This window comes from Haloarcula sp. CGMCC 1.6347 (assembly GCF_037078395.1).
Classification (GTDB): Archaea; Halobacteriota; Halobacteria; order Halobacteriales; family Haloarculaceae; genus Haloarcula; species Haloarcula amylolytica.
The window spans coordinates 484,130-509,560 of sequence record NZ_JAYMGX010000002.1; the positions used below are offsets into that span (position 1 = coordinate 484,130).

A 25,431-nucleotide genomic window follows, 5' to 3' on the forward strand; every position below is an offset into this window, starting at 1 on the left:
GCATGGCCGTATGAAAATGTCATCTATTATATATTTAGTCCCAATCTTGGCTTGTTTCGAATAGGTCAACCGCTTCAGATACTGCTTTTGGGAATTCTCTTAGAACGCATTTTATTATCTCTTCCCTGGTTAGGCCCTCAAAATCAGATCTAAGTAAATCAGCGTGTTCGTCATCCATTGAACACTGTTCTATAATCCAATCTAGTTCCAAATCTGATGGCTCTTCACCACCCAATCCAGACTCGTCTAAGATTCCCTCGATGATTTCTTCATCTGGAGACGGAAACACATCATCAGGATCAATACCAACATATCCATCTTCATTCACCTCTGATTCTTGAACTTGGTTGAAAAGTTCTTCTTCAAAGTCAGATATTTCAAGACCATCCTCGGCCGCAGTATAAGCTATCCCAATTCGGTGAGTGCTTAAAAAGAGTAGCGCGGTCATGAATTCATGAGATTTGATCATTCCAACCAAATCCCATATCTTGTATATCTGGGACAAATCTGGATCTGTTGCATCCCTTGTGTCGTCATCAAAATTTAATCCAGTATCATGAGTTTGTGATTTCACCCTTTTTTGCAGCCGATTTATTCCTTCTTTCGTCGCTTCCCAAGCCGCATTACCCAGTATTCCTGATGCCACAACACCTGCTGTCCAAACTGCTTCTGGAGGAATTGCTGGAAGGCTATAACGAACTTCGCGGTCTTGTCTATACTCTAATTCATACACATCCCTATATTGGATTGCAAAACGTGAAAATATATAACTAAGTGAAGTAAACCGTCTCCATTCTGCTAACTTCCGATTTTCTCCACAGGTACGACAGTAAGTCGTTTTTGAATTTGTGTCAATTAGTTCAATTGCATGTGGCATATTGCAGTACGGGCAAATAAGGACATCCATGTCAGATATCTTTCTTAGCTTGTAATCCAGATCTCCACTCAGAAGATGGACTACCAATTCCTCTATAACACCTTCACGAACTTGATCGATCACAAACGGATACTCTTCATAACCCTCCTGTTCAGACTTATCTGGATTGCCGAAGATATCTTCAGTAGATTCTGTTTGATTGCGGCCCACTCTATCCCCTTCACTGCCGCTTGACATACGTTCCACAGTCTGTATATATGTATCACCACAGGATTTGCATTCATATATCGATCTTCCATCTAATGCATCACCCTCTATATTTAATTCTGATCCACAATCGGGACAGAGCATGGTCTGATATTAGAACGGAGGAAAATAATTCTTATTCAGAAACAGGATCTATTGTGATAATATGAGTAGCCTTTCCATCCAGTCTGATGTTTTTGTTCGACATTTCCCTGACGATTTTCGCGTTGAAATCCACCCTCTCTCTCTCTCTTAACTATGTGATCTCTCCAAAGCTAATCTTGATGGGGCAGAGGCATGGGGCAGCTATTCTCGACTTTCGAGTATGGTTCCGTCAGGGCGCTTCTGCCCTTCAGAATCGTGGACTACAACGCCGTCAACGTCCGTGGGTTCGTAGTTATCGCGGACTCCGATGGCTTCCTCAAGTTCTCGAACGGCTCGTTCTTTGAGGGCGGCCGCCAGGTCCTCCGCGTCCTCCCGTGAGATGTCACGCCCCAACCCCTCACATTCGTGCGCTCGAACCATCCCCTCCTGCTCGACAACGCCACCCATTGGTTCGGTCGTACCAAGGCCACCACCCTCACTGTGTTGATGTTCGTCTACATCTCTAATGCTGAACGGGTAGGTCCGGCAGATGAGCGGGCGGTCGCCGTGGACCGTACAGGCACCCGTTCCCTCGTCGTCTTCGGCGTAGAAGGTGCAGTCGCCGCAGTCGTCGGTCTGGAGCGCCCACTCGAACGTCTCGCCCTCGGGGCCGTCCGGGCCATCCGCAAGCCCGTACGGCATCGGTCGGGCCACGTCGCGGAAGTCGTACTCCCCGGCCGCCTGTAGCCGCCGTATCTCGTCGGGAAACACCGTCGCTGTGTGGGGTTCGGCGTCGGTTTCGGCGGACTCAGCGTTCCCGTCGGAGACGACGGTTCCGCCATTCTCGTCGTCGCTCGCTCCGCCCTCGCCACACGCTGACTCGGCCTTACAGCAGGCCCCACAGCGGGTGCATTCGAACCCGATAGCCTCGATAGCGTCGGCCAGTTCCGACTCGTCGAGCGCACGGGCCCGTTGGAGTTCGGTTTCGAGGGAGTCCACAGCCGTGGTAGCGGGCCGACAGGCAAAAAGGCGTCACTCCGCTGGATGCAGTGCGGCCCGCTCTCCGTCCCACGAAACAGTGTCCTCGGCGGCGAGCTTTTCCAGATGGGCCAGCACCGTCGCACGGGCAAGGTCGCGCACGCCGGTGAGGTCCTTCTCGTAGGCGGCGTCGAGGACTTCATCGAGGGTGTCGGCCCCGTCGTTGACAGCTGCCCGAACACGTCGCTCGCGTTCCAGCCGGTGGCTGATGAGGCGCGCACAGGTCTCCCGTGGGCTCTCGATACGCGGCCCGTGGCTGGGCAACAGCGCGTCGGGGTTTCTGGCGTGGAGACGACGGAGCGACGAGAGGTAGGCCCGAACGTCGCCCTCTGGTGCGCCGACGACAACGCTACCCTCGGCGACAGCGAGGTCGCCGGAGACGACGGTCCCGTCAGTTTCGAAGGCGACGTGCTCCGGCGCGTGGCCCGGCGTGTCGAGGATGGTCACCGGGCCGGCGTCGGTCGGAATCGTCGTCCCGTCGCTGAACAGTTTGTCAGGGGTAACGCCGGTCGCAGCCTCGAATGCGGCCGCCCGGCCACGCCGCGCCCAGACCGTCGCGTTCGTCTCTCTGGCATAGTGTGCGACGGCACCGGCGTGGTCGGGGTGGTAGTGTGTGAGCGCAATGTGAGCAAGGGTGCGGTCACTGAGAAGCGAATCGAGCGCATCATCCGTATCCGCGGGGTCCACAAGAAGAGCCGCCTCGTCGCCGCAAACGTATGCCGCCGTGCTGCCGGTCGGTGCCCGCGTCGGGACGGGCACGTCGGCCCGCTGCCAGTCCATACCGACGGGTCAGACTGTGAGGAAATAAACCTGTTTGCGCGCGTCGGTGAAGCTGTACCGCGAGTCGACCAGCTCTGACTCCTCCAGTCGGTTCAGGGCGTACCTGACAGTCCGGTCCGGGAGCAGTGAGTTCTCGGCTAGTTCGCCCTGTGACAACGGGGCGTCGTCCTCTAGCACCTTCGCGACGAGTTTCGCGCTCGGCGGGAGTTCACGCAGGGTGTCGCGGAACTCCTCGTCGGTGAAAGGTGCTGGTGCAGCGTTTTCAGTTAATGCGCTCATAGTGGCTGATATTCCAGACTTACTGGTAAAACTTGGCTATATGCATGACCAAACAATACAGATTCTATGAAGTGTTTAATGTGTCCTTATACAGAACCGCCATCGTGCGGTTCTCGTCGCTATCCGGAAAGTACGACCAGAACTATCAGGGCCGAGAGCGCGAGCGGGTCTAGCCTGACTGGAAAACAGCCCGACCGATGAAAGGGGATTCCAGTATCGTTTTATCCCCCGCGGGGTGAGCAATACACCGTGAAAGGGCAGGAGTGGTATCAGGCCGACACCGTGGCCGAAGAGTACGAGGCCAAGCGGTTCTCCCGTGGCGGTCGGCTTATCGACCGACGCGAGAAACAGGCCGTCCTCGACGCAATCGGCCCCGTGGCCGACAAGGACGTGTTAGAGGTAGCTTGCGGGACCGGACGGTTCACCGTGATGCTGGCCGAGCGCGGCGCGAACATCACCGGGCTGGACATCTCCGGCCCGATGCTCCAGCAGGGCCGTGAGAAGGCACAGGCGACCGGCGTCGACGACCACGTCGAGTTCATGCGGGGCGATGCGGCCCGGCTCCCGTTCCCGGACGACCACTTCGACACCGTGTTTGCGATGCGCTTTTTCCATCTGGCGGACACGCCGGCGGCGTTCCTCGCGGAGATGCGCCGCGTCTCGAAGGAACAGGTCTTCTTCGATACGTTCAACCGGTTTTCGACCCGGTCGATATACAACTGGGCGCTCCCGATGGGGTCGCGGCTCTACTCCCGCTGGGAGATCGACCGGCTGCTGGACGGAGCCGGACTGGAACTGACCGAGGCGAACCACGACTGGCTGCTTCCCTACGGATTCTACCGGAAGATTCCGAACGAACTGGCGGCCTCGTTCCGCTCGCTCGATACGGCGCTCGGAGGCACGCCACTCGGCGAAAAGCTGGCCTCGGTGTCGTACTGGAACACCCACGTGTAGCTCGCCGCCGCTCGGACAGCCCGTTTTCCCTGAGTGGATGTCGCCGTCCGTCTCCCGCGACTTTTAAGCGCCTTCGCCGCCGTACCCAGAGGTATGGATATCTCGGTAGTGGTCCCGACGTTGAACGGCCGGGAGGAGCTGTCCGGCTGTCTGGACGCACTCACCGAGCAGGTTCCCGATGCCGAAGTGATCGTCGTCAACGGCCCGTCGGCCGACGGCACGACGGGCATGGTCCGCGACCGGGACGACGTGTCGATCCTCGTCGAGATCGCCGACCGCTCAGTCACGGTCGCCCGCAACGCAGGGATCGACCGGGCAACGGGAGACGTTATCGCGCTCGTCCACCAGGCACTCTCGGTCGAGTCCGGCTGGGCTGACGCGGTGAAAAGCGGGCTCTCGGGGGCAACCCAGGCCATTACCGGGCCGACACACCAGCAACTCTGGGCCGGAATGACGACCGAAACCGAGGAGACGCGGACGATAGCCGGCCGCGACGTGACGTATTTCAATCCCGGAAACGTCGCGTTCGACGCGGAGGTGCTGGAAGCGCTCGATGGGTTCGACGAGTACCTGAACGTCGGCAGTGCCCGGGACTTCGCACACCGGATGGCCGCCAGTGATTACGGCGTCGACTGGAGCACGGAGATGTGCGTCAGCCGCGAGTTCGAGGCCGACGGCGGCACCACGGAGACCGACTGGAACTGGAAGTACCGCTCGCTCGCCTACCGGCTGGTGAAGAACTACAACGTCCGCCCGACCGTATTGCGGCGGCTCCTCAGCCACGCGGCGGGTGACGCGAAGGACGCGCTGATCGATGTCGTGCGCGGGGAGACGACGCCATCGCAGTGGCTCGGCAACGGGCAGGACGTGTTCGGCGGCGTTGGGTCCGGCATCGTCGACGGTCTCCGCGCACGCGTGACCGACCGGACACCCTGTCGGAACCCGAACGGCCGCTCCGCGCGAGCGGACCGCGCGGTGACTGTGTACGACTGGCGGTAACCGACGACCGTCCCCGCGCTTCCGCTGCGGCGGCCGCCGGCAGTCAGGGGGCCAGCGCCTCGATAACGCGGTTCGGATTGTTCGAGAACACCTTTCGCATCGCGTCTTCGGGCACGTCTAAGGTCAGTATCTCCATCACAGCCACGTTCGGGTGAACGCTCGGGACGCCGCTCCCGAAGAGAACGCGGTCAGGGTGTTCCAGAATCGCCCGCTCCATCGGCCGCCGGTAGCGGACCGCGCTGGTGTCGAGATACAGCTTGTCGTGGGTCTCCAGCAGGTCGATAGCTCGTTCCATCAGGTCCCGCCGGAGCGGGTGGGCACCGAAATGCGAGAGGATGACCGGGAAGTCGTAGGTGAGCAGGGTCTCGGCAACGGTCTCGGGCGGGAACCCCTCGCCGCCGTGGACGATGACAGGCAGTGATACGGACTCCAGTTCTGCGAGGACGTCCTCGTCGGGTAGTCCGTCCGTCGGTGGATGAAGCTTGAAGCCGTAGAAGCGGTCGTCGTAGGCGTACTGCTCGATGTCCTCGGGCGAGGTGTGTTCCTCCGTGCGACTACTCGCGAGGTTGCGAAGGGTCGACCCGGGACCGGTCCCCGGGTCCCGAGCGCCGTTGACTCTGGCGAAGGCGACCATCGGCCGCTCGACAGTCATCCGGGCGACGGCGTTGTTCGCTTTCAGATACGAGCCGTCTCGCTCGCCGGGAAAGACGACGGAGCGGACGACACCGGCCTGGTGCATCTCCCGTTCCAGTTGCTCCGGGTCACCCATGCCGTCTCGGGGTCGGCGCTGCTCGTCGGGTTCCAGTCGCGCGTGCACGTCGACGACCCGAAAGCCGTGCTCCAACTCCAGCATCTACTATACGGTGTGTATACACCCATATTAAAAGGTGTGTAGGTCCAGCCGGGATTACAGGGACAGCACGGCGCTGTCGCCCGACGAACGGTCTACGCCGTTAGAAAGTTTTATATAGAACCGCTTGCCTTGTCTTAAGTGAGGTTCAACACATATGTCATCTGGCCAGCGACGCATGGGCGGCCAGCCTCTTTTCATCCTTGATGAGGACGCCCAGCGCACACACGGGAAGGACGCACAGTCATCGAACATCTCCGCCGGAAAGGCCGTAAGCGAGTCCGTACGGACCACGCTCGGTCCCCGTGGCATGGACAAGATGCTCGTCTCCGACGACGGTGATGTGGTCATCACCAACGACGGGGCGACCATCCTCTCCGAGATGGACATCGAACACCCCGCGGCCCAGATGATCGTCGAAGTCGCCCAGACCCAGGAGGACGAAGTGGGCGACGGCACGACGACGGCGTCCGTGCTGGCCGGGGAACTGCTGACGAAAGGCGAGGACCTGCTCGACGACGACGTCCACCCGACGACAATCGTCGAGGGGTACTCTGCCGCATCCGAACTCGCACAGGACGCTATCAACGAGATCGTCCTCGACGTCGACCTCGACGACGAGACGCTCGTCGAAGTCGCCGAATCCTCGATGACCGGCAAGGGCACCGGTGACGTCGAGGCCGAGAAACTCGCCGAAGTCGTCGTCGACGCCGTCCGCCACGCCAAGAGCGACAACGGCGTTCGCCGGGACAACATCGAAGTCCACACCCAGACGGGTGCGGCTTCCTCCGCGACCAAGCTCGTCGAGGGCGTCATCGTCGACGAGACGGCCGTCCACGACAACATGCCGACCTCGGTCGAGGACGCGTCCATCGCGGTCATCGACACCGAACTCGACGTCCGCGAGAGCAACATCGACGCCGAGTACAACGTCTCCAGCGTCGACCAGCTCAACGCCGCGCTCGACGCCGAGGAGCAGGAACTCAGCGGCTACGCCGAGGAAGTCGTCGAAAGCGGCGCTGACGTGGCCTTCGTCACCGAGGACGTCGCCGACCGCGTCGCCTCCCAGCTCGCCAAGGAAGGCGTCTTCGTCGCCGACAGCATCGGCTCCTCGACCGCCAAGGACATCGTCGAGGCCACCGGCGCGAAGCGCGTCGGCTCGCTGGAAGCCCTCGACGAGGACTCGCTCGGCCACGCCGACAGCGTCGATGTCGAGAAGCAGGGCGACGACGACGTGACGTTCATCACCGGCGGCGCGACCGCCGAGTCCGTCACGGTCATCGCCCGCGGCTCCACCGAACACGTCGTCGACGAGCTCGAACGCGCGCTCAACGACGCGCTCGACACCGTCATCGCCGCGCTCGACGCCGGCGGTGTGGTTCCCGGCGCAGGCGCGACCGAAATCGCCATCGCCGACCACATCCGCTCCGAAGCGGCGTCCATCGAGGGCCGCAAGCAGCTCGCCGTCGAAGCGTTCGCCGATGCCGTCGACGTGCTGCCCCGCACGCTCGCGGAGAACACGGGCCTCGACGCCATCGACGCGCTCGTCGACCTCCGCGCCGAACACGAGAGCGAGGGCATCGCCGGCATCATCAGCGAAGGCCAGACCGGCGTCGTCGGTGACCCCGTCGACTACGGCATCCTCGACCCCGCCGCTGTCAAGCGCGAAGCGGTCGACTCCGCCACCGAGGCGGCAACGATGATCGTCCGTATCGACGACGTCATCTCGTCGTCGTAAGCCGTTCACAACCTGTTTTCTTTTGACTGCGCCGGACAGCGGCGCGAACGATAGCAGAAATTGCGGTACTAGTTACTTGGCTCAACAGCCAGCGTCAGCGTCGCATCGGCCCCGTCAGCGAGCGCTTCGACGAGGTCCCGGTCGACATCACCGGCCGCCGCGTCGGCGTTTACCATCACAGTCCGGTCGTCGACGTAGTCGCTCGTCCGCAGGACGTGGCTCCGGTCGTTCTCGAAGGACAGGTCGGGGTGGCCGGTCCCGGTCACGGTAACGACCTGATCGCCGGCTTCGATAGTCGCCGTAATCGTCGCGTCGGCGTCCTGGCAAGCCGTCACGAACTCGCTGTCGAAGTCGGCGGGGACGCGGTCGGCGTCGATGGCGAGGATACAGTCACCTGCAGGGGTCAGAAAGTCGTCGCTCGTCACTTCCAGTGTACTCGCGTGTTCGCCGGAGACGTTCTCGTGGCCCTGTGCGTGGACCACTTCTTCGAGTATCATACCTCCCGGTCACTGCCGGGCGTACTTCAGCGGGACGACTCCGACCGGGCGACGGTAACCGTCACCGCACCGCAGGCGCACTCGTGGGCCTCGCGGCGGCCGGCCTCGGTCTCGAACACCAGCGCTGGCTCGCCGAGCGGGCGCTCGCAGTGCTGGGCCTCGCAGGTCGGTGTCGCCGCCTCGTGCAGTTCGGTGAGCATATCTGGATAGTAGGTGGCTACCTATGTCAAAGCGAGCCATCCCCGGAGTGAAAGTGAAAGTGAAGCCGTGGGGCAAAGGATATGCCCCCGGGGAACGGGCCACAAGGTATGTCGCTGGAGTGGCGCGGCGCGGCGGTTGCGCCGGACGACGAGATGCCGTCCCCGGAGTCGTGGGAACCGGTGTCAGTGCCCGGCCGGCCCGAGGGGTTCGCCGGCGCCGAGGCCGTGGCCTACGAAACGACGTTCTCGGACCCGCGGGACGAGAGCGACGCACACACGCTGCTGGTGCTGAACGGAGCGTACGCGCACACACGCGTGTGGTGCAACGGTGATCTGCTCACCAGCCACGACACCTACTTCGAGCCGCTCCGGGTTCGACTCCCCGAGAGCGAGGAGTACCGGATCGTCGTGGAGTGTCGCGCGCCGGCGGACCGTTTCGGCGGTTTGCACGCGACCGACCAGCTACCGCCGGAGCGCTGTGTCCCGGGCATCTGGTGGGGCGCGGCCCTCGAAACCCGACCGGACCCCTGTGTGAGCGAGCTCTCGGTCCAGCCGCAGGTGTCGGAAGCGGACGTAACCGACGCGACGGTGGATGTGTCAGCGACCGTCCTGACCGAAGAGCCGCTCGACGACCGGATCACGCTCTCGCTCCGGCCGGAGGGTGACGTTCGCGGCGGCGGGATGATGGACCGCGCTCGCGTCTCGACCGACGAGGAGACGACGTCGGTGACCTACACGATAGACGTGCGCGACCCGTCGCTGTGGTGGCCCCACGACCGCGGCGACCAGTCCCGCTACGTCCTCAGCGCGAAGCTCGATGACGACGAACACTCGGTAACGACGGGACTACGTACTGTTTCGTACGACGACGGCCTGCAGGTCAACGGCGAGGAGGTACCGGTTCGCGGCGTGACACTGCTGGACCCGACCGCGGAGGACGTCGAGCGGGCCGTCGACGCCAACGCAAATCTGGTCCGGGTTCGGGCGCAGGGGACGCCGCCGGAAGTGGCCCGCGCCTGTGACGACCACGGCGTCCTGCTCTGGCAGGACCTCCCGCTGTCGGGCCCCGGTTCGTTCGACAACGAACGGGGAACCAATCTCGCGGCACGGCTCGATGCGACTTACGCGCAGCATCCCAGTTTCGCGGCGGTCGGCATTCACGACGAGCCAGTGTCACCCTACGCCGACGGCCTTGGGTCCGGGTTCCTCGACCGACTGCGCTTTCGCTGGCGGGCCTGGCGAACCGGATACGACAGCACCGAGGCCGAGACAGTGGCTGGGGCCGTGGACTCCGTCCCGACGTTCCCGGTGGTCGGCCCGCCCGGAATCAACCCCGACGCGGCCACGCTGTACCCGGGGTGGCGGTACGGCGACACGGCCGACCTCCCGTGGCTCTGTTCCCAGTTCGGCGTCGGCGACGTCGTCGCCGGCTTCGGGGCCGGCGCGCTCGGGACGGCTGACCCGGCGGATACCCCGGGGTTCGACCGCGCCCGGCACGACCGCCACATCGACGACGGGGTGGCGGCGTCACAGGCGTACCAGGCTGACGTCGTCCGCGAGGTGGCCGAGGGATTGCGCCAGCGCCGCGCACCGGTCGTCGTCCTCGACAGCCTCCGGGACGTCGGCGACGCGGGCATGGGTGTACTCGCCGCTGACGGGAGCGAAAAGACGGCACACGACGTGCTCGCCGACAGCTACGAGCCTACACAGGTCGTCCTCTCCGCGCCCAGTCCCGGAGAGCGGGACGTCGTCGTCCTCCACGACAGGCCGGAGAGCACGAACCTCACCGTCGAGTGGGACTACAACGGCGAGCGCGAGCAGGCCGAACACACCGTCGGCCCCTTCGCCCGCGTCCCCGTCGACACACTCACGCTGTCGGCCGGCGACGAGGTGACACTCGCCGTCACCGACGGGCAGCGGGTCGTCAAAAACGAATACACCATTAGTCAGTAATATAGGTCCGTGATATACAAGGGTAATCCGGTGGGTTTACGACCGGGTCACCCGCCGAATTGCGGCGTGTGAGACGTTGACGCGGTATTCAATGCACCGGAATGTTTAAACAATATCCTCCTCTATTCGTAGACACCAGAACGCTTCCGCGTTCAGGCAGTATCGCTTTCAGCCCAACATGAGAGGGAACCCTTGTTATTGGTGTCAGCCCCTCAGTAGTGGGCCGACTGTCTGTGCTGAAGCGGTGATGGCATAGAGGATTCAACAATGGCAGACTCGATAGACGAATCAAAGAACGTTACAGTAACCGAAGAGGATCTCGAAAACAAATCGAAAGGCGAGCTCATCAAACTCGCCGGCCAGCTCCGCGACCGACGGAACGAGCTGAACCAGATGGCGTCCGAGCGGGCCTCCGCCCGTGACGACCTGAACGCGAAGACTCGCGAGAAGGTCGACGAGGCGCAGGAACACCGCGAGAAGCGCGACGAGCTCAACGAGCAGGTCCAGGAGCACAAGGACCAGCGCAACGAGCTCAATGCGGAAGCAAACGAGCTGTTCGACAAGGTCGACAACCTGAAAAACGACCTCGAACTCGACGAGGGCACGTCGGTCGAACAACTCAAAGAGGAGATCGAAGACCTCGAGTTCAAGCAACAGACCGAAGTGCTCTCCTCGGAGGACGAGAAAGAGCTCATCGAGAAGATCGAGACCAAGCGCGAGAAGCTCCAGGAGAAACAGGAGAAGCTCGACCAGGGCGGCGACCTCGAAGAGCTCAAAGAGGAAGCGGAAGAGGTCCGCTCGGAAGCCTCAAAGCACCACCAGAAGGTCACGGAGCTGGCCGACGAGGCCCAGAAGCACCACAACGAGATGATCGAGGCCTACCGCGAGGCCGACGAGATCCGTGACGAGGCCGACGAGAAACACGAGGAGTTCGTCGAAGCGCAGGAAGCGGCCGACCAGCACCACGAGGACTTCGTCCGCGTCCAGAAGCGCCTCCGCGAGCTCGACAAGAAGGAAGAGGAGCAGGAGCGCTCCCAGCGCGAGGAGAAGCAGGAAGCCGCTCGCGAGGAAGCCGAGGAGATCTATCAGAAGTTCAAGGAGGGCGAGACCCTCGACACCGAGGACCTGATGAAGCTCCAGAAGGCCGGCAAGCTGTAAGTCTGTAGGATTTTCTCTCTGTTTTCACCGACTGTAGATGCATCACTCACTCGGCCTGCTCCAGCTCGGCGCGCTCTCGCTCGTCCCGACAGCTCTCGGTGGGGTCCTGTTCGGCCTCGCGCTCGCCGCGCCACCGGGTCCGATGAACGCCGTTATTGCCGAGGAGAGCGCGCTTCGGGGCTGGCGGGCCGGCTTCTTCGCCGGCCTCGGCGCGATGACCGCTGACGCCTGTTTCCTCGTACTCGCCGTGCTCGGCGCCGCCACAGTCATCACCGAGACACCAGGCGTTCGGCGCGTGATGGTCGGGGCCGGCGGGCTCCTGATGCTCTGGTTCGCGTACGGAGCAGTCAAAGAAGCGAATACAACAGTTACCGAGGGGGACTCGTCGGTCGCGTCTGGGGACAGCCGGGGCTTCCGTAAGGCGTTCGCCCTGGCGCTGACCAACCCCTATCAGGTCGCCTTCTGGCTCACCGTCGGCGTCGGCCTCCTCGAACCCGGCGTGGTCGACGTGGCGTCGTACGTGCCTGCGGTCGGGACTGATGCGCTAACCGTACAGACCGGGCATCCGGTGCTGCTGGGCGGGTTTTTCGGCGGTATCGGCCTCTGGATTACGGGGTTTCCGGCGGCGATTGTCGCCGCGAGAACGCGTATCGAACGACTCGCACCGCTAATCGCGTGGATCAGCGCCGCTGTTCTCGCCGGGACCGGCGTCCTGTTCCTGCTGCGAGCGCTATGAGTCGCCCATTCCGGTCGCCACGTCGTCGAGGTCGTCTTCGACGGCCATTTCGGCGACCTCCATCGTCAGCCACTCCTGGAACCAGCGGGTCCGCTTGAGCCGCTGGTGGACGATGGACTCGGCGGTGTCGCTCTGAACACGCTCGCGGGCGTCCTCGCCGCGCTCGATGACCCGGTCGACCATCTCGGCCGCGTCCATGTGCGTCCGGGACTCATAGCCCATGCGCAACAGCATCAGGGCGGTCCCGTTCGCGCCGACCTTATCCAGAATATCCGCTTCGATGAGACACTGTACTTCCAGGGGTAGGTCGTCCAGCGGCCCCTGATACGAGTGGGCATCGACGGCGGAGCAGACCTGTTCGATAAACGATTCGGGGTAGTCACCGTGTGCCTTCAGATACTCGCGTGCGATCCGAGCGCCGGCTTCCGCGTGGAGGTCCTGCTCGGCTTCCAGTTTCGCGATGTCGTGAAACAACGCTGCCACGCGAGTCACGTCCACGTTCGCCCCCTCCTTGCGGGCGATTTTTGTCGCGATGTCGACGACGTTGAGGATGTGGTTGAAGCGGTATTCCGCGGAGTGCCACGGGTACCAGCGCATGCGGCCGCCCTCTTCTTCGTTTTCGACGCTCGCCGCGAGGTAGTCGTGGACGAACTCCTTCATATCCTCGAACGCGTCGGCTGAGACAGGTGACTCCCTAATCTCGACGCCCACAGCACCACCTCCGGAGACGGATTTCGATAGTCATCTTACACATATAGACGTACGTTCGACTCTTTAGCGTTACGACAGGGAGAACGGCTGCCACACCCGGTATTTCTGTCTGCAAACAGCGTCACAGAACCGGCCTTCGGAGCGGTTGTCCGGACGCCGGACAGCCACCATCGCTGGCCCCGACTCCGTGTCGAGTTGGGTCGCTGTCGGGTGATTGCCGACGACTGGTTCTCAACGGCTGAGAACATTAGTCCGGCTTTTTACAGCTAATAGATAAATCAGTACATATGCCTCTCCAGCCACTTCACACACCCGTCGGTGATGTGTCGATCGTTACCCACGCGATAAACGAACACGCAGTGACTGACGTGCTCGTCGGCGTCGGTATCGCCCTGTGTCTGTTCGGACTGTACTACAAGCTGATACTGGTCCCGGCGAACAGGCAGGAATCGTCACAGCGCTCGGGAGACCAGTCGCCCCCTTGACCTCCTCCCAGGCCTTCAGGCGCGGGATTCCCGCGGCACCGCACCGCTAGGTTGGGAGTTTCAGGTTTGTAGCCAGGTCGGCATGACCGGACTCCTGGCGGGGCCAAGCCGCCGTTACTCCTATCCCCGGTATGGGGATTCAGAGTTACCGTGTGTCGGAATCCACAGCCAGCGGCCCGAAAGGGATTCTTTTGGACGTAGCGTGGCCCGAATCCCGATATTATCCGTTTATCTGGGCGGCTGATCCGCCTCGGTGTGGTCATACATACAGTGTCACCGGTTATAAAACTCCGGCTGAGTGAGGCTACAGGCGAAGCTGCCGGGTTGTCGGCTTCATCCACACCCCTGAAGGGGTGGGCTTTCGCCTTGCTCCCGCTGTAATTACAGGTAGGCGGCGTCCCAGCGCATCGGCTTGCGAACGTTCCCGCAGTTGTCACATTCGATGCGGCCCATCGAGTCCATCGCGTTCGCCAGCGTCTCGCAGTTACTGCAGTAGTAACCGTAGCGGTCGCTGCCCTCCTCTGTGACGTGGACCACATGGAACGGCGCCATCGAGCCGGACTCGTGGTTGTTGTGGTCGACGTAGACCGTCCGGCCGTCATCAGTTACGGGTTCGCGACCGAGTTCGTCGGCGTCGGTGTAGAGGTTCTCGACGTAGGTCCGTCCGGCGATGTCGACTTCACCCGTGCCGGCGCGTTCGAAGCCGCGGTCCTCGTAGAAGCTGTTGCCCTCGACGTTGTCAGCCAACACGCGCCCCTGGAGTGTCTCGGCACCCCGGTCATGGAGTTCCCCGTGGGTCTCGTCGAACAACGCCGACCCAATCCCCTCGCCGCGGTATGCCGGGTCGACGTGCAGCCAGAGAATCGTCCCGATACTGTCGCCCGACAGGACGCTCTCGGAGAGGCCGACCACCTGCCCGTCCCGCTCACCGACGAGAATCAACCGATTACTCTCATCGGCAAGCACTTCCTCGATGCGCGCTTCGTCGTACCACTCCTCGATAGCGCTCGTAATCGCCTTCGGCCCCAGCGAATACGACGCCTCTAGTGAGCGACGCGCCACGTCACGGATAGCCGGCCGATCCGACGGCACTGCCTCCCTGATTTTCATATGCCACTAGTTGGCACGGAACATCATAAATCTACAGTTCAGTGTCAGAATTTGGGACACCCGTTGGGCTATTCATGCGAGGACACCGCGAATTGTGACCTCGACCGGCCTGTGGCTATCCTGTCCACTCGCTGGCGCGTCGTACGAGAATGCGGGCACTGTTCGTGCTCATGTCGGAGGGTACTTCGGGCGGATTCGAACCGCCGACACTTCGCGTCGCTCGTGACGTCCTTCGAATCCGCTGAGGATACCCGCTCTCACGAAGTCGTTCGCAACAGGATAGTCCCGGGCGGATTCGAACCGCGAAGGCTCGAATACTCGCCTTCTGGGCTCGAACCGCCGAGGATATTTCGCGCTCACGGACTTGTTCGCGCGAAAATAGTCCCGGGCGGATTCGAACCGCCGTCAAGGGCTCCAAAGGCCCTTATGATTGGCCACTACACCACGGGACTGCGCTCACTACGTTCGCTTGACCCGTGAGAGTCGCAGAACCGTTCGGTTCTGCTCTCCACCACGGGACTGCACTCACTTTGTTCGCTCGTCCCGTGTACCTCGCAAATCAACAGGATTTGCTCACCGCCACGGGACTGCGCTCGCTATGAGCAAGCTAACCGTATTCGGTGTAATCGACGGAACGCACTTGAACGCTTCGAGAGCGGGCGGTCAGTCGCTGGTGACTTCAGCCTCGACTTCGAGCAGGCCACAGACGTCACCCTCGGGGTCGAAACAGTCCGGACACTGTGGTTTGCGGTCGATGATCGTATCGAGGCGATCAGCGACCGTTTCGTCGATGACGCCCTCCAGTTGTTTTGCCTCGGCCTGGAACTCCTCGACCTCTAGCACTTCGATGAGGAACCGCTCGATGATGCAGTAGTTCTGGAGCGCCTCGCGAGCCTGTGCGATGCCGTCGTCGGTGAGGTCGACGCCCTTGTACTTCTCGTGGTTCAGCAGCCCTCGGTTTTCGAGTTTGCCGATCATCTCGTTGGCGCTGGCCGGACTGACATCGAGCATGTCGGCCACGTCGCCGGTGGATGCTGGACCGTCTTCTTGCTGTTGCGTGAGATAGATCGCTTTCAGATACTGGGCCTGCGTGTTCATTGATAGTCCTCCATCAGGTCGGTCACGTCTTCGACACCCTCTGCTTCGTCCTCGCGGATATCCGACAGCACGGCAAGCAGCCGCTCGCGGTCGATGGTGAACGTCACGTCGGACGCCTCGATGGCTTCGATGAGGTCGTCGTAGAACTTGTACGCCGTCTCCTCGTTACAGAGTTGGTCGTACAGCACGCCGTCGAAGTCCTTGTCGGCCTCGTACTGGGCCTCGACTAGCATCTCGATTTCCTCGAAGGGGACGGTGTCCGCTTCGAGGTCGTCGATGAGCGCCTCCAGTTGCCGGCGGTGCTCAGCCGACTCCGTCTCGGCGTGCGCGAGGAGGTCGAGCACCGCCTGTTCGTGCTCTCCGCTCGTTTCCTCGGCATGCTTGGCCGACCGTGCCTCGACGACCTCTTCGAGGACGATACCGATCTGTAGTAACCGGGCGAGCTGATGGTCGGATGCGACCGGCTGTGTGAGACTCACGGCAACACCCCCACTCGGCGCTGTGCTGCAGTCATACACGTAGTTCGGGGAGGCCCGGACTTAAGCGGTTCCCTGTCGTCGAGCCCGCGTTTCGCTCCGGTAGGGGACGTTCTCAATCTCCGCCCTGCCGAGCACTCGTATCAGGCGGACCGCCGCGCTACCGGCGCGAATGAAATGAGCGTAGACGACATCAGAGCAACGCTCTGATGGGCCCGCGTTTACAGCCCTACGGGCTATTCACGAAGACGCCGCGGGAGCAGAGTTCCCGCGAGCCTGTGCTCGCGTTACTCGCGCAGACACCGGGAGAGCAAAGCTCTCCCGAGACTTCGTTCGTAGCCTACCGGCTACTCACGAAGACGCTCGTAAATCAGCTGGTCGAGGTCCTCGCGGAGTTCGTCGACCTGCACTTCTTCGAGCACGGGGACGTAGAACCCTTCGACGAGCATGTTCTTCGCTCGCTCAGGGTCGACACCGCGGGAGGTCATGTAGAACATGTCCTCTTCGTCGACCTGCCCGACTGTCGCGGAGTGGGAGGCCTCGGTGTCGTGGTTGTTGATGATGAGCTTCGGCGACGCGTCGGCCTCGGAGTCGTCAGAGAGCATGAGCGTGTTCTCACGCTGGTACGACGACGTGTCCCAGGCCTCGCGACCGACGTCCTGAACGCCTTCGTACACCGAGCGGGCGTCGTCGTCGAGGACGCCGCGGGTGACGAGGTCGGCGATGGTGTGTTCGGCCTCGTGCCAGACACGCGACGCGATGTCGAAGTGCTGGTCCTCGTGGCCGAAGAACGCACCCAGAATCTGGGACTCGGAGGAGTCACCCAGCAGTCGGGTCTCGACGTTGGACTTGGTCAGGCGGGAGCCGATGTTGCCGTCGATCCAGTTGACCGTGGCGTAAGTGTCGGCGTGACCGCGCTTGACCTGGAAGTTGTAGGTCTCTTCCGAGAGGTTCTGGAGCGCGCCGTACTGGACGTAGGCGTTCTCCTCGGCGACGACCTCGACGATACCGGAGTAGTACTGGTCGTCCTCGACGGTCTCGCCGGTCTGCTGGCGCTCCAGAATCGTGACCGAGGAGGACTCCTCGGCGAGGACGAGCGTGTAGTTGAACAGCGACTGGCTGTTCATCGTCGTCCGGATCTTCACGTCCTCGGCGTCGACGCCCTCGGGGACGTAGACGACCGTTCCGGCAGAGAACAGGGCCGTCGACAGCGCAGTGAGGTAGTCCCGCTGCGGGTCGACGACGCTGCCGAAGTGCTCCTTGACGAGGTCCGCATGCTCGTCGAGCGCCTCGCTCCAGGACAGCACTTCGACGCCCTCTGCGTCGACGCGGTCCTTGTCCTGTGCGTAGTCGAGCGGGTCGACCAGCGACTCGTATTCGAGCGCGTCGAGGTTCGTCCACGTTCGACCCGGCGTCCGGATGACGTCCGGCATGTCGAGCTCGTCGAGCGCGGCAAGGGCGTCCTTGCGCGTCTCCAGCAGCCACTCGGGCTCGCCGAGATCCTCGGAAATCTGTTCCACCTGACTCTCTGACAGTGTGGCGTGTACCTGCGTGCTCATGGTTATCCGAGCGACCCCTCCATCTCCAGCTCAATGAGGCGGTTCAGCTCGACCGCGTACTCAATCGGCAGTTCTTCCGTGATCGGCTCGATGAAGCCGGCGACGATCATCTGCTTTGCGTCGTCGTCGTCCAGTCCGCGGGACTGGAGGTAGAAGACGTCCTCGTCGCCGATCTTGCCGACAGTCGCCTCGTGGGCAACGTCGACTTTCGACTCCTTGATCTCCATGTACGGCATCGTGTCCGACGTGGACTCGTTGTCGAACATCAAGGCGTCACACTCGACGGAGGTCGAGGAGTTCTCGGCACCGTCGGCGATGTGGACGAGACCCCGGTAGTTCGTGCGGCCGCCGTCCTTGCTGATGGACTTGGACTCGATGGTGGACTTCGTCTCGGGAGCGTTGTGGTAGACCTTCGCGCCCGTGTCGATGTCCTGGCCCTCGCCGGCGAAGGCGATGGTGATGTGGTTGTCCGTCGCGCCGGGCCCCTTGAGAACAGTGGAGGGGTACAGCATCGTGGCTTTCGAGCCCATGCTGCCGGAGACCCACTCCATCGTCCCGTCGGCCTCACAGATGGCGCGCTTGGTGTTGAGGTTGTACGTGTTCTTCGACCAGTTCTGGACGGTCGAGTACTGGACGTGTGCGTTCTCCTTGACGAACACTTCGACGCCGCCGGAGTGGAGGTTGAACTCGGAGTACTTCGGGGCGGAACAGCCCTCGATGTAGTGGACTTCGGAGTTCTCCTCGGCGATGATGAGCGTGTGCTCGAACTGGCCCATCCCGTCGGAGTTCATCCGGAAGTACGCCTGCACCGGCATGTCGACCGTGGTGTCCTCGGGGACGTAGACGAACGACCCGCCGGACCAGATGGCGCCGTGCAGCGCCGCGAACTTGTTGTCGCTCGGCGGCACGGCCTTGGTCATGAAGTACTCTTTCAGGATGTCTTCGTGCTCCTGGACGGCCTTGTCCATGTCACAGAAGATGACGCCCTTGTCTTCCCAGCGCTCCTGCATGTTCTGGTAGACGATCTCGGACTCGTACTGCGCGCCGACGCCCGAGAGGGCGTTCTTTTCGGCTTCCGGGATGCCGAGCTTGTCGAAGGTGTCCTGAATCTCTTCGGGGAGGTCGTTCCAGTCGTCGACCCCGCCGCGGGTCTCGATGTCGGGGCGGATGTACGGGACGATCTCGTCGACGTCGACCTCCGAGAGGTCGGGCGCGCCCGGCCAACCGGTCGGCATCGGCATTTCGTGGAACTGTTCGAGGGCGCGTAGACGCCGTTCGAGCATCCATTCCGGCTCGTTCTTGTCTTCGGAGATGACCCGGATGGTCTCCTCCGTGAGGCCCTTCTCGGCTTCGAAGGCGGACTTCTCCTCTTTCTTGAACTCGAAGCGCTTCTCCGTGTCGGTTTCTTTGAGGTGGTCTTGATCTGAACTCATAGTGTGTGTAGTGTTATCGCTGTGTACGGAAGGGCGTTACGCGGCCTCGTAGGCTTCCTCTCGGACCCAGTCGTACCCCTCGTCTTCGAGCTTTTCAGCGAGTTCGGCGCCACCGGAGGTGGCGATCTGGCCGTCGAGCATTACGTGGACGTGGTCGGGTTCGACGTAGTCGAGGATGCGCTGGTAGTGTGTGATCTGGAGGATGCCCGCGCCCTGCTCGTCACGGAGCGCATTGATGCCGTTGGAGACGTCCTGCAGTCGGTCGATGTCCAGCCCGGAGTCGATCTCGTCGAGCACGGCGATCGAGGGCTCGAGGATCGCGGCCTGAAGGACTTCGTTCTGCTTCTTCTCGCCGCCCGAGAAGCCGGCGTTGAGATACCGGGACGCGAACTTCTCGTCCATATCCAGCTGCTCCATCTTCTCCTGGAGGATCTCCTGGAACTCGGCGACGCCGATTTCGCCCTCTTCGACGTTGCCCTCCATCGGGGAGGTGTCGTAGCCAGCGGCGTCCTCGTTGGTGTCGCCGCCCTCGGCTTCGACTTCTTCCTCGTCGTCGTCCTCGAAGAGCTCCTCGCGCTCTTCGAGCTTGGCGTTGAGCGCGGTGCGGAGGAAGTTCACCATCGTGACGCCTTCGATCTCGGCCGGGTACTGGAAGCCGAGGAAGATGCCGAGCGCGGCGCGCTCGTTCGGTTCGAGGTCGAGCAGATTCCAGGTTCGGAGATCCTCCGGGATCTCCTCGTCACCGAACTCGTTCTCGTCGAGGTGGATGAGCACTTCGCCGTCGGTTACCTCGTAGGCGGGGTGGCCGGCGATGATCTTCGCCGTCGTCGACTTCCCCGAGCCGTTGGGACCCATCAGCGCGTGGATCTCACCGGACTCGACTTCGAGGTCGACACCGCGGAGAATCGTCTCACCGTCCTCTTCTGCGACTTCTGCGTGGAGATTGTTGATTTCGAGTTTAGCCATAGGTATCTCTTAGGTCAACCGAAAGAAGGTACGTTTCACCCATGAAGCTTTCGCATTGCTGTGAACTCAACTTCTGCATATGAAAACAATATTTCTCGCAGAGATAACTACCCGTATTCTGTGGGTTACATGAAGCTGCCGAGTCCCGTCTGTTCCTGCCCGGATTTGACCTCCTCCCAGGAGATGTCCATCGCCTCCAGAATTCGGGCAATCGGGCCTTTCAGCGTCTTGTCGAGCATCTTGTCCCAGTCGATTTCGAACTCCTCGGGGATCTGGTCCGCGTACTCGAAGCAGATCACGTCGGGGTCCCGTCGGAACTCGCCGTACAGCGGGTCCCGCTGGGGGTCCAGGCCTTCCTCCTCCTCGATGCGCTGGAAGAAATCGGAGTGGACCCGGTCGAGGTACAGCCGCTTGGGTTTCGAGCCGCTCTGGAAGTTCGTCCCCAGCAGGAGGTTGGCGTACTTCGCGCCCCGGACCTGCGCGGTGTCGGTGTCGTAGTTGTCGAGTTTCTTCCCGATGCCACCGGGAATACCCACGTCGTCGTAGTCGACGTTCCCGGCCTGGTAGTCCTCGATAACATCGCTGACATACTGCTTGATGGACTCGGCGTCCTCACCGCGGACGATGCGGTCGATGACCTCCTTCTGGACCCGTTTCGTGATGGGGGCGATATCCGAGCGCTGGTACTCGAAGCCCGTGATGTCGATGTCGTCGACGTGCTTACCTTCCTTCCAGACGATGTTGCCCGCGTAGCGCTTCTTTTTGCCGGCCTGGAAGAACCGGCGGTAGAGCTTCTCGAACTCGATCTCGAAGCGGTGGAACTCGGCGTTGAGCTGCTCCATCGCGAACTCGTCGTAGGACGCGTTAATGGTTTCCTCCAGCTCGAACCCTTTCTGAATGGTCGTCGCGATGAGTTCGAGCTCGTCGTCGTCCATCTCGGGGTGCTTCTCGCGCATCTCGTCGGTGATTTCGACGTCGCCCTCGACGTCGTCGGGACCGACATTGCCAAGTTGTAGCATGACGGAGTCGGTGTCCCCGTAGACGACCTCGTACCCTTCATTTGCGACGACTTCGTCGGTGTAGTCGATGACCTCGCGACCGGTGGCGGTGACCGCCGCGCCCATTTCCTTGTCGTAGAGGCGGAACCGGTCCCAGCCCAGAACGCCGTAGAGAGAGTTCCCCACGTTCTGGAATTTCCCGTTCCGGCCCGCTATCAGGGTATTATTGTCTTTGACCGTTACGCAGTATACACCATTTCCGGCGGTACTCTCCGAGCCATCCCTATGCATTCGGAACGAGTTCTTTGCATCTTCAGTACAGTAGATACGCCAGACTGCCCCATCACGATTATAACTAGCTGTAAGTCCGAGATGTGTACAGAGACGCAATATATCATCGCGCAGTTGCTGACTAATTGTTGAAAAGCGCCATGCATTCTTCTGCCAATCACCGTCACCCTGTATCAGCGTTTCCAAGAACTGCTGTTTTTGACTTTCAGAAGCTTCGAACACAAGCTCTGGAATCCGTTTGCTGTCACTTCCGCTGCCACAAAGCTCAGTAAGCAACTCAGCCCAGATGCGACTGGAAAAGCTCACAGAACGTTCGTCGGTATACCAATACTCAACGAATTGATCTACGAGAGTCTCTATCTTTTCACGGCGACCCGTATGTTCTTGTGCGATATTAATACGGTAGTTCGAAGTCTTCGATTCGTAGACACTACCCTCAGTGATGTACCACGCTAAGAATTCCAGAAAGTCGTTTGTAGAAACTTTCCGTGAGATATTCGCAGTTCCGTATTTTGCGGCAGCCATCGTCCCGCCATCGGACAAGGTGATTCCAGTTTCAGTGTATTCCCTAGCCAATTGGACGATATCAATGGTCTCACCAAATCGGTCCCTGTGCTGGAAGTCCCAGTCATGCGGCATCTCGTAGTTACAGTAGTCGTATAGGTCCCCTGCCTCTTTGAATTTCCATCCGTCTTCGGTGATTCCATTTTTATCGTTCTTTCGGACGAGCATCCGGTGGTTCGGCGTCACGCGGAAGTCCATCTTGCTCGTCTCTATATCCACGAGGTCGCCGCGGTAGTCCGGATACGACTGTGTCTCGACCACCGGTTTGACCTCCATCTCCTCCGTCTCGGGGTCCAGCGAATACACCTCGTCGCCGACATCAAGGTCGCGAATGTTCTGAACGCCTGCCGGTGTCAGCACGTCGGTATCCGGCGTGAAGCAGTTCATGATGACCTTAACTGCCGCTTGCTGCCGGTCAAAGCGCTCGTACTCCGGATTGTCGGGATCGAAGCTGTTCCGCTCGGCCTTCTTTTCTTCGCGCTCTGACAGGAGTTCGTCGACCATCTCCCGGATCACGCCGTCCGGTTCCTTCCGGAAGTGCGTGCCGTTGGGGGCGCGGTAGGTGTCGCCGTCGTAGGTATCCGGGTCGACTTTCGTCTCCGGACTGGCGTTGGTCGTCACCATGCACATCGGGTACAGTGACTTCAGGTCCAGGACGGTGACGTTCTCGCGGACGCCGGTGATGGGGTCGAAGACGGCCCCGCCCTCGTAGTCCTCGCTCTCCTGCTGGCCCTTCGAGGGCAGTGCGAACTCGCCGTGGAGCTTGTGGAGGACGTACATGTCGACGGCGTCGCCGGGGGTCGTCGCGTCCTCCAGCTTACAGCCGACGAAAGTGCGGACCTCGTCCCAGAAGTCGATGATGTCCTGCTCGCGGTCGAGTTCGACACACAGCTCCACGTCCCGGAGGTTGTACTCCAGCAACTGCTCGGGGTCCTGTTCCCAGAGGTCGCCAATGTCGCCGGTGTAGCGCTCCTTGCCGACGCCGAGTTCCTGTTCGCCGACTGCGTCGAGCCGGTAGGATTCGAGTTCGGTGAACTGCGTGCGCTTGTAGGCATAGAGGAGGTCGAAGACGACCCGGCCCTTGATGTCCGGCCCGCCCCAGCCGGAGCGCCAGACCTCGTCGACCCGCGAGAGGCGGTCGATCTGCAGGTCGTAGTCGTGGTTGTAGCTCTGGAGTTCCTCCAGTCGGTCGAGGAAGTACGGCGCGTCGAAGTCGTCGAAGTTCCAGCCCGTCAGCACGTCCGGGTCGGTGTCGACGATATAGTCGACAAAGGCCTCCAGCATGGCCTCCTCCTCGTCGAAGACGCGCACGTCGGCCTCGAAGTCCTCCCGGATCGGGTCGTAGCCGGCCAGCGCCTCGGGGCCGTCGATGCCGTCGGGAGACTCGTACAGCCAGACGACGTACTCGTCGCGGTACGAGTCGTGGGAGGTGAGACAGATGATCGGCTCCTCGCCGTCCTCGGGGAACCCCTGTCTGTCGTCGACCTCGATGTCGAAGGTGTTGACCCGCGGGTCGGCGTGGGCTTCGACCGGCTGAATCTCCTCGTGGTGGACTTTCAGGCTGCCGTCGTCGAGTTCGCGGGCGGGGACGCGAACGCCGCTCGTGATGTCCTTGTCGATGAGCAGGCGGTTGGGAAAGAGGATGTCCGCCTCGTAGTGGTCGAAGTCGTCGCGGATTTGCCCCACGTCGCGGGGCGTCCGTCCGAATATCTTCGTCAGGCGCTCACCGCGAATCGACTCGTAGGGCTCGCCGTCCTCGTCGGCCGCTTCCCAGTCGGTGATGCTGTCGTACTGGCGGAGTTCGTCCTCGGTGACGCTGTCGGTCGGTGCGTAGAAGTACGGCTTGAAATCGAAGACCCGCGCGTGGATCGGTTCGTTGTCGTCGGTGCGCCCGAAGACGTGGACGACCGGGAACTCGTCGTCGCCCTGCCCCTCGATGGTGTAATCGACCTGCGTGACGACGAACTCGACGGTTTCCTCGACCGGCGGGAACTGGCGCTCGTCGAGGTCGACGACGCTCGTCCCGCCGGTATCGCTCCCACCGTTGCCCGCGATAGCTGCCGCTTCGTCGGCGACCGGGCGGTCCTCCTCCGCGTCTTGCTCGAAGTCCCCCAGCGTGCCCTGGGTCCCGTCACTCATTCTTGGCCATGCTTCGAGATGCCGCATAAAAACACCGACGGTCGGCGGGATGTTGCCACAGGCAGAAAGTATATGCCATCGAGTACCATACCCAAGTTTGACGACCAATGTCGCACCACGCATCCCCCCATGGCGAGGCGGATAGGTCCGAAGAACTGCGGTCGGAGCCGGCGCTCCCGGACGCCATCCAGACGACCGAGACCTACGAGACCGAGGAGGGGACAGTGTTTTACGACGCCGAGAACCCTCTCGCGTGGCTGCAGACTGACACGGCGCTCACCTTACAGGAGATCGCCTGACACAGAGTCCTTTTATTTGCCGGCCGACGTAATGAGACTGTGATGGATATCCCCGGCGATGACGAGCACAACCAGAGCCCGGGGGTTCTCTCGGAAAAGAGCGAGTACGAACCCGCTGAGTTCGACCCGGAGAGCCTCGGCCCGGACGTACCCTCGCCGTCAGACAGCGATTACGACGGCGAGGCCACGGGGCTGTTCGTCAGGCTCGTTATCGTGTTCAACGTCGCACTGCTGGCCCTCTCGCTCGGGCCGATGCTGGCCTACTTCGAGGGGCAGGTCGACCTCGGGATTCGTATCTTCCTCGTGGGCGTCATCGCTTTCAGCTACGGGACGTTCCGGTACGTGAAGTTCGAGCGGGAGCGCAAATCGGACGACGAAGAGGGCGAAACAGCCGAGACAACGGATACCCAGCCTGACAGCGCGGAGTCAGGCGACCACAACGGCTAACCGGCCCGGTCGGCTACGAACGGCCATATGCGTACTGTGCGGGACGACGACGGCACGCGGTACTTATTGCTAAAGGAGTCTACCGAGTCGAGTCTGGTCCGGGACCCCGAAACCGGCGAGCAGCGCCACGTCCCGAACGCCGATCTCGAACCCGTCGATGGTGAATCGCCCTTAGCAACGGCCGCCGAGGCCGTTCCCGGCGCAACCCGCCAAGTCATTACAGCGGCCCACGACGAGCGTGCCCTGGGCCTGCTCGTCGAACTCGACGAGCGCGGGCCGCTCTCCGTGGCGGAACTGCTCTCGGCCTACGACCTCTGTGAGAGCGACCTCCACGGCCTGCTGGCCGAGTTCCGCGCCGCCGGCCTGCTTACCGAAGCGGAAGTCCACGGGCATCGAGGCTACGACACAACTGAGACTGCCAGCGACGGGCTCGCTCAGCTTCGGGACTGAGGGCACGCCACACCGC

Annotated in this window: 25 protein-coding genes and 1 tRNA gene; 10 read left to right on the top strand and 16 right to left on the bottom strand. The window is 61.7% G+C overall.

Going from position 1 to position 25,431, the window contains the following annotated elements; translation table 11 throughout:
- Window positions 1-34: 34 nt before the first annotated feature.
- The 4 genes from VI340_RS10900 to VI340_RS10915 form a co-directional block, all read right to left on the bottom strand.
- The gene (locus VI340_RS10900; RefSeq protein ID WP_336358336.1) at window positions 35-1,228 is read right to left on the bottom strand and encodes a hypothetical protein; all 1,194 of its coding nucleotides are present in this window, start codon (window positions 1,226-1,228) and stop codon (window positions 35-37) included.
- Between the two features lie 201 nt (window positions 1,229-1,429).
- Window positions 1,430-2,206, bottom strand: a complete 777-nt coding sequence (locus VI340_RS10905) for a YkgJ family cysteine cluster protein (RefSeq protein ID WP_336358337.1) — start codon at window positions 2,204-2,206, stop codon at window positions 1,430-1,432.
- 33 nt (window positions 2,207-2,239) lie between these two features.
- Complete coding sequence (locus VI340_RS10910) at window positions 2,240-3,025, bottom strand: MBL fold metallo-hydrolase (RefSeq protein WP_336358338.1); 786 nt, start codon at window positions 3,023-3,025, stop codon at window positions 2,240-2,242.
- Window positions 3,026-3,034: 9 nt separating this feature from the next.
- Entirely contained in the window at window positions 3,035-3,304 is a 270-nt protein-coding gene (locus tag VI340_RS10915) for a MarR family transcriptional regulator (RefSeq protein WP_004591318.1), read from the bottom strand.
- Window positions 3,305-3,553: 249 nt separating this feature from the next.
- Here VI340_RS10915 and VI340_RS10920 point away from each other — a divergent pair, with 249 nt between their 5' ends.
- Entirely contained in the window at window positions 3,554-4,258 is a 705-nt protein-coding gene (locus VI340_RS10920) for a class I SAM-dependent methyltransferase (RefSeq protein ID WP_005537823.1), read from the top strand.
- Between the two features lie 93 nt (window positions 4,259-4,351).
- Entirely contained in the window at window positions 4,352-5,257 is a 906-nt protein-coding gene (locus VI340_RS10925) for a glycosyltransferase family 2 protein (protein WP_008312474.1), read from the top strand.
- A 43-nt stretch (window positions 5,258-5,300) separates the two neighbouring features.
- Here the strand turns inward: VI340_RS10925 and VI340_RS10930 are convergent, their stop codons facing one another.
- Entirely contained in the window at window positions 5,301-6,110 is an 810-nt protein-coding gene (locus VI340_RS10930) for an amidohydrolase family protein (RefSeq protein ID WP_008312472.1), read from the bottom strand.
- A gap of 175 nt (window positions 6,111-6,285) precedes the next feature.
- On the opposite strand from VI340_RS10930, the gene thsA reads away from it, so the two are divergent.
- The gene (gene thsA, locus VI340_RS10935; RefSeq protein WP_008312469.1) at window positions 6,286-7,845 is read left to right on the top strand and encodes a thermosome subunit alpha; all 1,560 of its coding nucleotides are present in this window, start codon (window positions 6,286-6,288) and stop codon (window positions 7,843-7,845) included.
- Between the two features lie 68 nt (window positions 7,846-7,913).
- On the opposite strand, the gene VI340_RS10940 is transcribed toward thsA, so the two are convergent.
- Complete coding sequence (locus VI340_RS10940; RefSeq protein ID WP_336358339.1) at window positions 7,914-8,342, bottom strand: DUF371 domain-containing protein; 429 nt, start codon at window positions 8,340-8,342, stop codon at window positions 7,914-7,916.
- A 26-nt stretch (window positions 8,343-8,368) separates the two neighbouring features.
- Window positions 8,369-8,542: a hypothetical protein gene (locus tag VI340_RS10945; RefSeq protein ID WP_008312465.1), complete on the bottom strand. Its 174-nt coding sequence runs from the start codon at window positions 8,540-8,542 to the stop codon at window positions 8,369-8,371.
- 108 nt (window positions 8,543-8,650) lie between these two features.
- Between VI340_RS10945 and VI340_RS10950 the strand changes: the two genes are divergently transcribed.
- The 3 genes from VI340_RS10950 to VI340_RS10960 all read left to right on the top strand — a co-directional run bounded on the left by VI340_RS10950 (window position 8,651) and on the right by VI340_RS10960 (window position 12,389).
- Window positions 8,651-10,495 (top strand): hydrolase, encoded by a 1,845-nt coding sequence (locus VI340_RS10950; RefSeq protein WP_336358340.1) that lies wholly within the window; start codon window positions 8,651-8,653, stop codon window positions 10,493-10,495.
- A gap of 267 nt (window positions 10,496-10,762) precedes the next feature.
- Window positions 10,763-11,653, top strand: a complete 891-nt coding sequence (locus VI340_RS10955; protein WP_014041042.1) for a coiled-coil protein — start codon at window positions 10,763-10,765, stop codon at window positions 11,651-11,653.
- Window positions 11,654-11,690: 37 nt separating this feature from the next.
- Window positions 11,691-12,389, top strand: coding sequence for a LysE family translocator (locus VI340_RS10960; RefSeq protein WP_336329054.1), 699 nt, complete (start codon window positions 11,691-11,693; stop codon window positions 12,387-12,389).
- Here the strand turns inward: VI340_RS10960 and VI340_RS10965 are convergent.
- A complete protein-coding gene (locus VI340_RS10965; RefSeq protein ID WP_008312457.1) occupies window positions 12,384-13,100 on the bottom strand; it encodes an HD domain-containing protein in 717 nt (238 codons plus the stop codon). The two genes, VI340_RS10960 and VI340_RS10965, sit on opposite strands and share 6 nt — an antisense overlap.
- 287 nt (window positions 13,101-13,387) lie before the next feature.
- On the opposite strand from VI340_RS10965, the gene VI340_RS10970 reads away from it, so the two are divergent.
- The gene (locus tag VI340_RS10970) at window positions 13,388-13,585 is read left to right on the top strand and encodes a hypothetical protein (RefSeq protein WP_008312456.1); all 198 of its coding nucleotides are present in this window, start codon (window positions 13,388-13,390) and stop codon (window positions 13,583-13,585) included.
- Window positions 13,586-13,966: 381 nt separating this feature from the next.
- Here the strand turns inward: VI340_RS10970 and VI340_RS10975 are convergent, their stop codons facing one another.
- The 8 genes from VI340_RS10975 to VI340_RS11010 all read right to left on the bottom strand — a co-directional run bounded on the left by VI340_RS10975 (window position 13,967) and on the right by VI340_RS11010 (window position 24,219).
- Complete coding sequence (locus tag VI340_RS10975; protein WP_008312445.1) at window positions 13,967-14,695, bottom strand: GNAT family N-acetyltransferase; 729 nt, start codon at window positions 14,693-14,695, stop codon at window positions 13,967-13,969.
- Window positions 14,696-15,074: 379 nt separating this feature from the next.
- Window positions 15,075-15,147: transfer RNA gene (locus tag VI340_RS10980), tRNA-Gln, on the bottom strand.
- A gap of 211 nt (window positions 15,148-15,358) precedes the next feature.
- The gene (locus tag VI340_RS10985; protein ID WP_008312443.1) at window positions 15,359-15,793 is read right to left on the bottom strand and encodes a metal-dependent transcriptional regulator; all 435 of its coding nucleotides are present in this window, start codon (window positions 15,791-15,793) and stop codon (window positions 15,359-15,361) included.
- Window positions 15,790-16,272 carry a hypothetical protein gene (locus VI340_RS10990; protein ID WP_008312442.1) on the bottom strand — a complete coding sequence of 161 codons (483 nt, stop codon included), beginning with the start codon at window positions 16,270-16,272 and terminating at the stop codon, window positions 15,790-15,792. The genes VI340_RS10985 and VI340_RS10990 overlap by 4 nt, the downstream gene beginning before the upstream one ends.
- 344 nt (window positions 16,273-16,616) lie before the next feature.
- On the bottom strand, window positions 16,617-17,828 hold the full coding sequence (sufD, locus tag VI340_RS10995; RefSeq protein ID WP_008312441.1) for a Fe-S cluster assembly protein SufD: 1,212 nt from the start codon (window positions 17,826-17,828) through the stop codon (window positions 16,617-16,619).
- A gap of 2 nt (window positions 17,829-17,830) precedes the next feature.
- Window positions 17,831-19,261 (bottom strand): Fe-S cluster assembly protein SufB, encoded by a 1,431-nt coding sequence (gene sufB / locus VI340_RS11000; RefSeq protein ID WP_336329052.1) that lies wholly within the window; start codon window positions 19,259-19,261, stop codon window positions 17,831-17,833.
- A 36-nt stretch (window positions 19,262-19,297) separates the two neighbouring features.
- Entirely contained in the window at window positions 19,298-20,227 is a 930-nt protein-coding gene (locus tag VI340_RS11005) for an ABC transporter ATP-binding protein (protein ID WP_336358341.1), read from the bottom strand.
- A 125-nt stretch (window positions 20,228-20,352) separates the two neighbouring features.
- Window positions 20,353-24,219 carry a DNA polymerase domain-containing protein gene (locus tag VI340_RS11010; protein ID WP_336358342.1) on the bottom strand — a complete coding sequence of 1,289 codons (3,867 nt, stop codon included), beginning with the start codon at window positions 24,217-24,219 and terminating at the stop codon, window positions 20,353-20,355.
- Window positions 24,220-24,326: 107 nt separating this feature from the next.
- Here VI340_RS11010 and VI340_RS11015 point away from each other — a divergent pair, with 107 nt between their 5' ends.
- From VI340_RS11015 to VI340_RS11025, 3 genes are read left to right on the top strand one after another with little or no spacing between them, the layout of a single operon-like run.
- On the top strand, window positions 24,327-24,518 hold the full coding sequence (locus VI340_RS11015; protein ID WP_004517169.1) for a DUF7331 family protein: 192 nt from the start codon (window positions 24,327-24,329) through the stop codon (window positions 24,516-24,518).
- Window positions 24,519-24,560: 42 nt separating this feature from the next.
- Window positions 24,561-24,965 carry a DUF7322 domain-containing protein gene (locus VI340_RS11020; protein WP_008312437.1) on the top strand — a complete coding sequence of 135 codons (405 nt, stop codon included), beginning with the start codon at window positions 24,561-24,563 and terminating at the stop codon, window positions 24,963-24,965.
- Between the two features lie 27 nt (window positions 24,966-24,992).
- Window positions 24,993-25,415 (top strand): DUF7346 family protein, encoded by a 423-nt coding sequence (locus VI340_RS11025; RefSeq protein WP_008312436.1) that lies wholly within the window; start codon window positions 24,993-24,995, stop codon window positions 25,413-25,415.
- The last annotated feature ends 16 nt before the right edge of the window (window positions 25,416-25,431 follow it).